Origin of the sequence: Victivallis sp. (assembly GCF_048170485.1) — a bacterium.
Taxonomy (GTDB): Bacteria; Verrucomicrobiota; Lentisphaeria; order Victivallales; family Victivallaceae; genus Victivallis.
The window spans coordinates 1-12177 of sequence record NZ_DBEXAY010000230.1 but is presented as its reverse complement, the minus strand read 5'-3'; the positions used below and the strand labels follow the sequence as shown (position 1 = coordinate 12177).

General features: G+C 53.8%; 7 protein-coding genes and 1 pseudogene. 4 read left to right on the top strand and 4 right to left on the bottom strand.

The window, feature by feature from the left end:
* Positions 1 to 132: 132 nt before the first annotated feature.
* Genes ACMLHG_RS12020 through ACMLHG_RS12010 form a run of 3 tightly spaced genes read left to right on the top strand, consistent with a single transcriptional unit; the run spans position 133 to position 4933 of the window.
* On the top strand, positions 133 to 900 hold the full coding sequence (locus ACMLHG_RS12020; RefSeq protein ID WP_295809069.1) for a prepilin-type N-terminal cleavage/methylation domain-containing protein: 768 nt from the start codon (positions 133 to 135) through the stop codon (positions 898 to 900).
* 15 nt (positions 901 to 915) lie between these two features.
* Positions 916 to 3915 (top strand): sugar-binding protein, encoded by a 3000-nt coding sequence (locus ACMLHG_RS12015; protein ID WP_417170641.1) that lies wholly within the window; start codon positions 916 to 918, stop codon positions 3913 to 3915.
* Between the two features lie 13 nt (positions 3916 to 3928).
* Complete coding sequence (locus ACMLHG_RS12010) at positions 3929 to 4933, top strand: hypothetical protein (protein WP_295809076.1); 1005 nt, start codon at positions 3929 to 3931, stop codon at positions 4931 to 4933.
* Positions 4934 to 5037: 104 nt separating this feature from the next.
* On the opposite strand, the pseudogene ACMLHG_RS12005 reads toward ACMLHG_RS12010, so the two are convergent.
* Positions 5038 to 6654, bottom strand: a pseudogene (locus tag ACMLHG_RS12005) (CocE/NonD family hydrolase).
* A gap of 275 nt (positions 6655 to 6929) precedes the next feature.
* On the opposite strand from ACMLHG_RS12005, the gene ACMLHG_RS12000 reads away from it, so the two are divergent.
* Complete coding sequence (locus tag ACMLHG_RS12000) at positions 6930 to 7466, top strand: metal-dependent hydrolase (RefSeq protein ID WP_295809082.1); 537 nt, start codon at positions 6930 to 6932, stop codon at positions 7464 to 7466.
* Positions 7467 to 7470: 4 nt separating this feature from the next.
* Here ACMLHG_RS12000 and ACMLHG_RS11995 read toward each other — a convergent pair whose 3' ends face one another.
* From ACMLHG_RS11995 to ACMLHG_RS11985, 3 genes are all read right to left on the bottom strand, one after another.
* Complete coding sequence (locus tag ACMLHG_RS11995) at positions 7471 to 10455, bottom strand: hypothetical protein (protein WP_295809085.1); 2985 nt, start codon at positions 10453 to 10455, stop codon at positions 7471 to 7473.
* Entirely contained in the window at positions 10445 to 11116 is a 672-nt protein-coding gene (locus ACMLHG_RS11990) for a hypothetical protein (protein WP_417170640.1), read from the bottom strand. The genes ACMLHG_RS11995 and ACMLHG_RS11990 overlap by 11 nt, the downstream gene beginning before the upstream one ends.
* Before the next feature lie 266 nt (positions 11117 to 11382).
* Positions 11383 to 12144, bottom strand: coding sequence for a prepilin-type N-terminal cleavage/methylation domain-containing protein (locus ACMLHG_RS11985; RefSeq protein WP_295809090.1), 762 nt, complete (start codon positions 12142 to 12144; stop codon positions 11383 to 11385).
* Positions 12145 to 12177: the final 33 nt, after the last annotated feature.

The following is a 12177-nucleotide window of genomic DNA, read 5'->3' as shown; positions in this document are numbered from 1 at the left end:
ATTATTTCCCTTCTCTGATGTCTTGCAAGAATAAATTGTCCGTAGTATAATTAAAGTTAGAAAAGTCCTGAAACTTTGCAGTGATTCTGCGGAAAAGAGTCCAAGTAAAAATCGTTGAAAGGAAACTGGATCATGAATGCTTATACGAGGAACGGTTTTACCCGGAAGTCGTCGCAGACGGCGGAGGGGAGAAGATTATTCACTCTTATTGAGCTTCTTATCTGTATCAGTATCATAGCAATCCTGGCTGCTCTGCTTCTGCCCGCCTTAAATAAGTCCCGTGCGATGGCGCGCGGAATTACATGTACAAACAATCTTCGGACTCTGGGGACTGCCGCATCGCTCTACGCAGGGATGAATGCTGACAGAATTGTTCCTCTGTTTGCATCCGGCTGGAAGGATCCCTACTGGTACAATTCAGCGCAACAGGGAGGGCTTACCTATCTTTGCCTGTTCATCGGGAAATCGGAACGTGACTGGCGCGACATGTGGTGCCCGCCCAAGATGTTATGCCCGGAAGTCGAAATCAGGAAATGCATGACGGGGTCTTATTCTCAATATCAGGGGTGTCCCAGGATCAGCTTTTACGGAATGAACGCAACAACGACCTCGCTGATCACCTCCGACAAATTTTACGCGCATGATTTGCGCAAGGTGAAAAAACCCTCTTCGAAACTTCTTCATGCGGAAGCCCGCGGAGCAGACAACAATATGAATTCCCAGGGGAACTGGGCTCTTCAGAGAACGAGCGCGGACCCCCTGTCAACGGCAGCCCGTATTGCATATTCCCATAATATGAGGGCGAACGTCCTTTTCTTTGATGGCCATGTTGCTTCACATGACCCCAATACCTTATACAATGTATTCCAGCTTAACAACAACTGGGATCCCTATAAGTGAAAAGATGAAACTATCATGAAAATCTTGGATGTTTCGCTTTCGATTCTGTTGCCCGCGCTGCTTGCTGCACAAAATCTTGTTCCGAACGGTTCGTTTGAACTTGGAACGGATGGTTTCAGACTTCGGTCAGTTCTGCGGTTCGATCAAAACCCCGGTCTGCAGTTTTTTCCTCTCGTCACGGTCCAGGATCCAGAGGCAGATGGGAAGTTTGTCCTGAAACTCTCCAACCCGCACGGAAACCGGTTTGAAATACATTCCCGTCAGTTTCAATTCAAGCCGAACACGGATTATACATTCCGCTTTTGCGGGAAATCCACGTTTGACGGACAGAAGCTGCTGTTCCGTCCGTACAGTGTCGCCAACAAGTGGCGGGGCTGGTTTTTCACGGCGGAGATGACCCCTCACTGGAAAACATATGAATTCAAGTTCAAAACCGGTCCCCATGACGGAAAACCTTTCTTTTATCATTTTCAAATCCGCAATGCCGACAATCAAGAGATCCCCGGCAGCGATATTTTTCTTGATAAACTCGAATTATTTGAATCGGGAACGACCTCCGGCACCGGGCTGGAACTGGCGGTTTCCGTCGACGAGCCACTGATTGTGGCAGATGGGGAAAGCAATGTCGAAACCATACTGAAAGCGGGGAATTTCTCTGATAAAAGGTGGTCAGGAACCGTCACAGTTACCGCGACGGACGAATACTTGACGAAAAATTCCGTTTCAGTAAAAATGAGCGTCACCCTTGCTCCGGGAGAGGTCCAAAAAATCCCCGTCCGGCTGAAGACCGGATACGGGGCGTTCCGTGTTACCGCCGCTGCGGACGGTGCAGTGCATTCCCTGCCGGCGGCATTTGCGGTAATCGGTAAATACGAACGCAAAGAGTTGAACTTCGAGCAGGATTTCTGCCTGGGAATCAATGATGGTGTTTTTGTAATACAAACCGAAGAGGATCCCAATCGTGGAGTCCGGGTATTCAATGCCGATATGGAGAAACGATTCGAATATTGGAAAAAAATGGGTTGCAGACTGATTCGAAACCACGATGGCGGAATTGAACCGACCTCCTGGGCCTTCATGGAGCCGGAACAGGGGAAATGGGACTATTCCAATCTGGATTTTCAGTTGGATCTTTTTAAAAAACATGGGTTCGAATTAGTGGAGGTGGTGGATCGGGTTAATTCCTGGCGTCTGACGAAAAAACAACGCTGGTGGCATCCGCCCCGCCGTGCAGAATGGCTCGATGCTCTCAGTCATGAAGCGGAATTCAAGGATTACAACTGGCGGAATGTCAAAGGCACGGTCTGGCTGCCTCCGCTGGAGCTCTGGCGCAACTATGTCCGCAACATGGTGACCCGTGTCAGAGGGCGCATCCGGTTTTACGAAATTTTCAACGAACCCAACGGCCTGATGAGTGCGGAAGATTACTTCCCGTACCTGAAAAGTTTTTATGAGGAAGTGAAAAAGATCGATCCAGGATCCCGGGTGATCGGCCTCTGCGTTACATCGGATTTCGGAACAACAGGAGATCGTTTCGTGACAGATGTGATGAAGCAGGGCGGAGGAAAATACATGGACATTGCATCGTTTCATCCGTATCAGGGAAGAGAGTTGAGTTCTGTTGTTCCGGCAGATCGCTACATTGAAAATTTTCGGAAAAGTCTCGGGCCGGAATATGAGCAAAAAATGCCGATCTGGAATACGGAACTCTACTACGTTTTCGATACGAATCAGAACCACAGCGCCAGCAACCCGGCACAGGTTGCAGCACGATTTCTTACTGATCTCGGCGAGCGTGTGGCACAGGCTCCATTTTTTCAGGGGGATCTGCTCTGGTCACGTTACAACATTGCTCCGGAGGGTGAATCAAGTCCCGATTCCATCGTTGAACTCGTTCCCAACGGACGATTCGTCGTCTGCAATGCGCTGGCGCGCTACTTCGAAGCGGCCCGGCCGGTGACGAAGTTCCGAGTTGCAAATGGAGTAGGATGTTATCTTTACCGCAAAGAGGGAAAACTGATTGCCGCAGTCTGGAACTGGGGAAAAAAACATGGAGTATCCGCGGATTTCTCCGGCATGAAAGTGCTTGACCTTTACGGGAATCGCGCCAGAGAAGGATATCTCAATATCGCCGAGGCTCCGTATTATGTTCTTTCCGATGGATTTTCCGACAGGGAGTTTACGGAGAAACTTAAGAATCTCAGATTCAGGTTTACCAACCCGCTTTCTGCGGCTCCTGCGACACGAAACGTTGCCGGGAAATATCTGCTTGCAACGATTCGCAATGATTCATCAGAGCAGTATGAAGCGATCATCGGGTTTCAGGGACGGAGGATAACGGCAGCAGAAAACATCAATGCCGTGATCCCTGCAAAACGCGCTATCAATGTCCAAATTCCGATTCGCTCCAAACGAGGCGATTCTGAATCCACGCTGCAGATATATGCAAGAAACATGATGACGGCGTTTCCCGTCACAGTCAGAGACAATATCGCAATTCCGGCAGGGGAACAGGTTGTTCTAAGCGACGGTGACTTCCGCGCGAGCTGGGTGATCCGCAAGACGGATGGAAAAATCATTTTTGAAGCAACGGTCCGGGATTCTACGAATTCCGGTTCAAATGCTGCCGGCCGGGAACCGTGGGAACAAGATTCCGTGGAGTTGTTTTTCGATGCGGAGCCGGATTCCCTTTCAGCACATTCCTATCGCTATACGCCGGAGACGTTCCGTGTATTTCTTCTGCCCAGATTCAGCGGCAAGAAGCAGATGGAGGTCTGGTTTCACCGCCGGAATCACCGTTTCCGTTACGACGACATTACATATTCGTTCACTGCTGTGGCGGACGGATATCGTCTCAAAGTTACATTGCCGGCGGAAAAATTCGGAACAATGCTTGGTTTCGATGTGAAATTCAACGATGCGCTTCCGGGGAAAAAATCTCATCGGAAGCTCCATTGGACCAATGAAGAAAACAACCATAAGGACCGTACGCTTTTCGGTATTGTTGAACTCTGAAAAGGACTGATGTATGAAAAGATTATCTGTTTGTTCGATACTCTTCTGCGGTCTTCTCTGCATGAATCCAGCCGGATACGCGGCGCCTCCGGCCCAGGGGCAGAAACCTGCCGCGGGGGGAAATGCCATTCGGCTCGATGCCCAAAGGAATCCTGCTTTTTCCAAGGTTTTTCCGGTACGGTCTGAACTCGTGTATAAACTGACATGGGAGGATCGCCGGGAGGGGAACGGCGACCAGCTCCTCTCGGTGGTTCTTTCCCCCGGAGAAAAAAATACCGGATGGCAATTCAAGCCAACAGACGATTGGAGAACGCGCACCATGTATGTATATAATCCGGAGGCCTCGGAAATGAAATTCCGTATTGCAGTCAAAAAGGGAGAACCCGGAAGCATTCTGGTGCGAAACGTGAACTGTTGTATGATGACTCCGGAGGACCTGCAGAAAAATCTACTGCCGAATTGGAATTTTGAAGAGGAATCCGCCGGAATAGACTTCTGGAAAAGAGAGCCTCTGTCGCGGAATGCGGCACAGTTCAGGATCGCGGCGGATGTAAATCCCATGAATGGCGAACAGAGTCTGGAACTGTTTCTTCCGGAGCGCGACCAGCGGCCCGCGGGGATCTGCTGCCGCGACATTCCGATTGTCCCCGGCAGGAGTTATATCTTCTCCTTTTGGGCAAAAGGGTCGCGTAAAATGAATCTCCATGCTACTGTGAGTGTGTGGTCTCCGTTCTGGCCGCCTTTTGACCATAAGAAGAAGCACTCCTGGCAGGCACGCGCCTTCAAGATCGATGAGACATGGCGGCCGTATCGGTGGAAACTCTCCATCCCCTCGGATATTTCCGAATATCCCGACCTGAAGTGGCGGATGGTCCGGATAGGTTTTTCTTCCTTCAAATCAGCAGAAATCGGCCGGATATGGCTCGATGACATTGTGTTTCAGGAAGAGGAGGATTTTTCAGTGAGCATCAGAGCGGTTTGGAACAGGAAGAGCGCAGAAAACGAGAATCATCCCTGAAAAGTTTTTCCTTCCCGCATCGGGCTTTTGCATCATCGACGCGGAAGATCCCGGAAGAACTCCTCCGTCCCGGCCGTTTTCGCCCCACGGCATCTCAGCGGGAATCACTTTCGAAGGACCGGCAGAATCAGGCAGGAACGGCGGTCTCCATCGTGAAACACCGTCTGGCGGGCGACACGGAGTTCGACGTCGTCCGCAATCGACCCGCCGGTCTGGCTGTTGCGGCTGAACTCCGGGAAGTCGCTCCCGGCGATCTCCAGCCGGATCCGGTGCCCCGGCAGAAAACAGTTGGCGATGCTCCAGAGGTCGATCCGGAATTCACAGATTTCGCCGGGTTGCAGCAGCTCCGGCTGTTCCATCGAGCGGCGGTACCGTGCCCGCAGAATGCCGTTGGCAAGATTGAAGGCGCGCCCGTCCGGATAGAGATCGATCAGCTTGGCGGTAAAATCGGTATCCGGAGCGGTGCTGGAGGCGTAGAGCAATACCGTCACCCGTCCGACAACAACCAGCGGCGACCGGAGCGGCGCCGAGGTGTACACCAGAACATCGCTCCGCTGTTCCACCTCCGCCTGATCGTGGGAGCCGTTGACGACGCAGATGCCGTGACCGCCGGTGGTGGGAACCGGATTGTGCGGGTCACTGATGAAGCAATCCGGAACTTCTCCGCCGGGAAATTCCTCCGAAAGCACGCCGTCGCCGAACCGGCTGTTGGCGGCGCCGCCGCTGTGCAGATAGAAATTCCGTTCGCGCACTCCATCCGGCGGCCAGGCATCGGCGCTGCACCATTCATTCGTGCCGAACATGAAGTACCGCAACGGGGCGGAAGAGGCCGTTTCCTGCTCTTTCAGCAACGACACCAGAAACGCTTCCGCCGGAACATCGACATGTTTCTCCCGGGAGAAATCGTCGCCGCGCGGCAGTTCGCCGAGCTCTTCGCCGTGCGTCCACGGGCCGATCACGCACCGGGTCAACCGCCTCGCCTTCTCGCTGCCGGAGGAGTTCCGCATCAGCAGGAAACTGTCGAGCGCCCCCTGCGTGTAGATGTCGAACCAGCCGCTCCAGATGAAGGCCGGCGCCTGAATGCGGTCGACGAAAGAGGCCAGGTCAAACCGCCTCCAGTACGCATCATAGCAGGGGTGATCCAGCCACGCCCGCCAGAAGGGGACGACGCCCAGCCCGGCGGCCTCATCCACATCCCGCAGCGGCAGATGGCGGGAGAGCGCCTCCACCTCGAAAGGTTTCTGCTTCGTTTCGGGCACCACATTGCGCTGCCAGGTTCCCAGCGCCCAGACGATGTTCTGCTGCAGAATAAAGGCGCCCCCCTGATATTTCGGACTTTCGTGATAGTTGCAGGGGGCGACGCCGGGAGCGATGGCGACGAGCTCCTTCCGGCCGGACCGGGCGGCGAACCACTGGGAAGCCCCGAGGTAGGAGGCGCCGCGCATGGCGATACGCCCGTTGCACCACGCCTGAGATGCGATCCATTTCAGACAATCCTCGCCGTCGTCGGCCTCCTAAATCCACGGCTCCTCCCAGCGCCCCTCGGAGCGGCCGCTGCCCCGGACATCCTGCTCCACCAGAGCAATTCCCTGCTCTGTCACCGGCTGTGTGGCGGCGATGGAGCCCCGGCCGCGGTAGAGGTTACGCACCAGCAGGACCGGGAACGGCCCCTCCCCTTCCGGAAAATGGATGGTGGTGAACAATTTTACCCCGTCGCGCATGGGGACCGTTTCGGTAAGGATTCTGCCCATAAGGATTGCCTTCTCTTTCGTCAGAATGGTGACTTTTTTCTTACTATACACGGTTCGCCACCGCTTGCAAGATGATTTCCGATTCTTTTGCGGAGAATTGCGAAACCGGTTCTGCCGTGGCGGCGCACTTCCGCCGGAACTTGCAAACAGAGCGATTTCGAGTATAGTAAAGGAACAGAATCCGCCGGAATTCCCCGCGGAAGAAGGAGATATTGCACCGGCGAACGGAGAGCGGAAGGGCTTCCATGCACATACAGAGCCATATCATGAGCGGCTGGTGCGCAGCCAACTGTTTCCCGCTGACGGCGCGGGAGCGTTTTCTCGCCATGCTGGCGGCGACGCTGCCCGACCTGGACGGCGTCACCTATGTGCTGGGAGCGGAAGCGTACTGGGCAACCCATCACGTGTACGGGCACAATCTTCTTTACGGCGTGGTTCTCGCCGGAATTCTCACCTGCTTTTCTACCCATAGATGGCAGTGTTTTCTGCTGTTCACCGGGTTGATACACCTGCATTTTCTGATGGATCTGCTCGGTTCCGGCGAAGGGTGGACGATTCCGTACTTCCTGCCGTTCCACAAGAGAGAGTTCGCCTGGAGCTTCGGCTGGGAGTTCGACAGTGTGCAGAACAAACTGACCGGTCTGCTGCTCCTTCTCTGGTGCGTCTGGATCGCCGTCTACCGCAAACGGACGCCGCTGGAGTACCTCATGCCGAAACTCGATGCGCAACTGGTGGAGGCGGCGCAGAAGCTCCGCCCCCGCCGGACACGCGACAAAGAGTGATTCCTTATCGCGGCAGAGCAACCAGCTCGAATGCCGTCCGATCGTTGAACGGGGTTGAAAGATTTCCAAGCCGGGCGCTTCGAATCGCTTTTTCCCGGTCTTTTTCCGCATCGTTGACTTTGCAGTCAAAACCGAAGCACTGATTGCAATCCAACAGTTTTTCCGCCGGGAGGGTCAGCAGGAGCTCATACCCGGAGGGCAAAAGTTTCAGCTGATATTTCAACTCTTCCGGACGAAATTTCTCCGACCAGACTACAAGCTGTTTCTCCTCTTTTTCCCGGGGGAGAATGAAGAGACGCGACACCTGGGAGTCGTATTTTTTCGGATGTCTCGCATTGAATTCCGTTGGAGCACTGTCCAGAAAGAGTTCCACAGAATCACATTCCCACATCGATCTCATTCCGCGTGCACCGCCATCGGTCTGTTCTCGGACCAGAAGCCGAATCGTCACCTTTTCCGGTGTTCGAGAGAACCGCACTGCAGCCTGAACCTTTTCATCGCAGCTGGAGAACGAAATATCCCGGTCAGCAGGGAGTTTCCGTACCGAAACAGACGAAACCGGAAAAGTGAAATTACGGTGTTTATAATGAAGTTGGAGTTTCGCCGGTTTATCATCGAAGTCGGGACTTCGATACACCGGTAAAGAGAGTGTCCGGGTGGAGTGCGGCGGCAGCCGCCACGCAGTCACCCCATCGGCAGAAAAACCTGCGCCGGTAAATCCGGCGTACCCTGAGATCTCCTCCGGGGAATCGTTACTCAACCTCGCATATAGCGTTCTCCCCGCAATTTTGACCAGCGGCGCAGAGACCACAGGATTTTCCAGCACAAGGTCCAATGTTTCAAACGCAGCAGAAAAATCCTCCCTCTTCGGCAGCAGGAAGAAAGGCAATTCCGTAATCTCGAGCTTCCGCGTCTCCATTTCCGGAACGGGGTTGCCGAACATATCCTGCACCGTAAATCTGCTGAGATCGGCGAAGATTCCACTGCCCCGACCGAACCGCCAGACCGCACCGATCGGGCGACCGTCACGCGCGGTATAGCGATAGGCGACGACTCCGGGAGAAAACTTCCGTTTCCCCGCCGGCGCAGCTCCTTCCAGCAGAATTGCCAGACGGTTGTAAGCAGTCAGAACCGGACCGGGCATCGTTTCATGAAGCTCCCTGTTTTCCGGCATAAGCACCCGGGCAAACAGCTGTCGAATGTGAATCGGACACGAAAGCGACACCCCTTCTCCGAGATCCGTCAAAAAGCGCTGTGCGGCATGATGCGGTTCAATGCAGTCCTCCGGCGCCGAACTCTTGTCTGCCAGATAGTAACACTCAGTGTTCCAAAGCGGAATGGAACGGTTGGAACCATGGGAAAGCCACCGCTTCAACCCGGCGATCTCCCGATCAGCCGGGTACGGAGAGTTGAGTGTACGGGCCGAATAGGGATGGAATCCCATCGAATCGATGAAATCAAGCATTTTTAGCTGCTGTGAAGCGTTCTCCCATTCGGTCTGATCCCGTGCTCCAAAGTCGGAAGTAATCCCTATGCCGTTCACCACGATTGAGGGATCCACCTTTTTGATCTCCTCGTATGCTGCGCGCAAATACACCATATAATCCTGCGGCGTCATATGGAGGTTGGGTTCGTTGAGAATTTCACAGAGCTTCAGCGCGCCTTTGTAATGCATGATACAGTTACGGATATAGTTCCGCCAGAGATCCAGCGGAATCTCCAATACCTGCTTTGCATTCCAGCCGCGATCCCATGCGGACGTTCCACATTGTTCCAGAAGCCAGTCGGGCTGTTTTTTTCCATCCCACGAACGGAAGGGGCGGACGAATTCATAATTTCCGAAAACCGGCATGTGTACCAGACCATATTTTCGATACATATCGAGAATGCGCTCTCCCACCCGGAAATCCCAGCGGTTGCGAAACGGCTGTACCAGCGGCCAGCAGACCGTCGAATCACCGCCATCATGTTCGCGCAACAGACGAAAACCTGCCTGCGCCAGCAGTTCCAACTCCTTGCCGACCCCTACACCGCGCGCAACAAATGCCGGCTTTGCGACCTGTGGTGGCCGTAAAAAACTCGCGCCGCCGTTACCACCAACGCAGAACTGTTTCGTCACATCGATCTCTCTTTTTCGGTACAATCCCATCCGGTTGAACGCGCCACCGGACCAGCGTTCCGCGCCCGTGACCTCAAGCCGGAAGAAGCCGAAGCGATCGACCGCCTCCTGCCATATGAAAGAGCTCTCCTCCCCCGCCGCCAGCCGAATGGGAAAAGTTTTCGAGAACAGAATCGAACGCGGATATTCTCCCGCCGCCCGGATGGTAATCGTCCGCTCGACAGCCGCTGCGGAATAATTTTTCAGCCGGACGGAAAAGTCGATCCGGCTCTCCCGGTCAGCAAACCAGACGCTCTGGAGCGGAGAGACTGCACACTCCACCTGTTCGGCAGAATCCGGCCGGGTGTCGCAGATGCTGAGTTTCGCAATATCGACCTGAGCTTTTTCCGGAACATCCGGGTTGCAGTGCAATCCCGGGCAGAGCTGGAAGTGAAAATTCGCCGTTACCTGCGGAACCACTTCAAAGGAGAACTCCTTCCACTCCTTGTCCAGCGAGAAGATCTTGCTGTACACGTAATAGGTGCGTTCCGGCACTGCATAGCAGATCACCCGCAGCAGATGACCGGAGCGGTTGCTCCGCGCCCGCAAAATCACCTGATATTTTTCCCCTTTACGGAGAAGAAACTCCCGACTGTGCAGTTCGAAGAACTCCCCGAAAGGATTGCGGATGCGCCCGAAGGACATTTTATCTTCCCGGAGAAATTCCAATGGATGAAATGTCAGCTCCGGATTACGGTCCGGCTCGGAGTACCAGTTCAACACATACCCTGCGCCCTTCAAATCGAAGGTGCTGTTAAACGCCAATTCCCCGGCAGAGAGGGAGACCACCGACAGCAACGCCGTCAAAACTGCCGTGACTTTATTTTTCATCTGTTGTCACCTGAAAAGAAACTCCATCGACATAGACGTTCCCCGGCTGATTAAATCGCTGCAACTGTACATGCATCATCCGGCATTTCAGCGCCGGTTCCTGTTCCAGAGAAGGCACCGATGCAGAATGAGTGTACTCCTGCCACTCCGTAGTAACCTGATGTCTCTTCAAATCGTAATGGTGTTTTTTCTGTCCTTTTGCTGAGAAATCAAGCACGGTAACAAATGGCTGCGCCACCGAGGCTTTCGCCCAGAATTTCAGTGTTGCCTTTCCGCCAGGAAACATGGGCAGCGGCTGCGTGATGAGAATATTGGGCGAATCCCCCTCCGGCTTCATCATCTCGAGACTTCGATTGCCGCTGAGAAAATCGGTACCGGCGGTCAATTTGCCGCTGAACGTCTGCTTCCAGCCGGGACGCCAAAATCCCTGCGGCAACATCCCCGCCTCAAACTGCCCACCTGGAATCAGATCAGCTTTCAACTCCTCTTCGGAAAGAACCTCCAGCCGGATGTTGCGAATCCCGGCATTGGCCGGGCCCGGTTCTGGATTGAAATAGATCCGAATCCTTTCGGTACCACTCTCTTCGTCGGCATAAAAATAACACATCCCCCGAGTCCACTCCGGAACCTGGGAAAAGCTGGTATGCAGAATCTTCCCCATCACGATAAGATTCTGTTTCGGATTGTCGAATCGGTATTCAAACGAGAGCCGATGAAATTTTCCCTGCCGGAGCGATGCAACGAGAGTCACGGCATCGTAGCCGCGGCCGGGATAGGCAATCCGGTAGCCTCCGGACTCATCGTCAGAACTTTTCCAACTCTGGCCGGGCAGAATCTCCAACTTCGCCGCCTCCGCCGCAGAGAGAGAACATACGGTCAGAACCATACAGAAAAGTGACAGAACCCTGTTCATGATATCTTTCTCCTTCAGTTCCAATAAGGATTGACATTTTCCGCATTGACACACCATGCGCCGGCGTACCGGACCAACGCCTCAGGATCAAAACTGGTGCCGCGCGGCATTTCATGGGGAACAGCGTGACCATCCAGAAAGAGATGCGACGCCTTGCGGGAGTGCCGGAAGTCCAGCACCGTCTGCACCGCGTTCACGTTGTGCGGGTCAATATGGCACTCCCAGGTAGCATCCACTCCGCCGGATTCCGTGACCCGTCTGGCATCATAAAGATAACTGACTTTGGCCGGAGTTCTACAACGATTCACCTTGTGATAACGCGGTACAGAGAGTGTACTGTCGTTGCATTTGGTGTTGAATTTCAGCGTCATCAAAGCCGGATTTTCCGTTTCATTCCGATAATAAAAGGTCTCTTCCGGCGTTGCAGAGGGGCAGAGATAGGGGCTTTTCGCAGGCAAAAAACTTCCATCGGAGGAATTTCCCTGATACGCCCCGAAGCCAAGGTGGCTCCAGAGCCGCTCATACCATCGGCCGTTGTTATAGGTTGTATCAGTCTGCAGCATCCATCCCTGATTGCTGTCAGCGTACATGAAAACCGCCGTACCGATCTGCTTGAAGTTCGAAATACACAGAATTCCACGACCGCGCTCCCGCGCCTTGTTCAAGGCGGGGAGCAACATTGCCGCCAGAATCGCGATAATCGCAATTACGATTAGAAGTTCAATAAGAGTAAATGAACCGTCTCGGAAATTTCTGTAGGGAAAAAATATTTTCATCTCTTCGATTCCTTTCAGAAAAGGTTGGAAAAT

Bases quoted from the DNA above. Each gene is read 5' to 3' on its own strand.
- ACMLHG_RS12000 (WP_295809082.1), top strand. From the start codon at position 6,930: ATGCACATACAGAGCCATATCATGAGCGGCTGGTGCGCAGCCAACTGT.
- ACMLHG_RS12015 (WP_417170641.1), top strand. From the start codon at position 916: ATGAAAATCTTGGATGTTTCGCTTTCGATTCTGTTGCCCGCGCTGCTT.
- ACMLHG_RS11995 (WP_295809085.1), bottom strand. From the start codon at position 10,455: ATGAAAAATAAAGTCACGGCAGTTTTGACGGCGTTGCTGTCGGTGGTC.
- ACMLHG_RS12020 (WP_295809069.1), top strand. From the start codon at position 133: ATGAATGCTTATACGAGGAACGGTTTTACCCGGAAGTCGTCGCAGACG.
- ACMLHG_RS11985 (WP_295809090.1), bottom strand. From the start codon at position 12,144: ATGAAAATATTTTTTCCCTACAGAAATTTCCGAGACGGTTCATTTACT.
- ACMLHG_RS12010 (WP_295809076.1), top strand. From the start codon at position 3,929: ATGAAAAGATTATCTGTTTGTTCGATACTCTTCTGCGGTCTTCTCTGC.
- ACMLHG_RS11990 (WP_417170640.1), bottom strand. From the start codon at position 11,116: ATGGGGAAGATTCTGCATACCAGCTTTTCCCAGGTTCCGGAGTGGACT.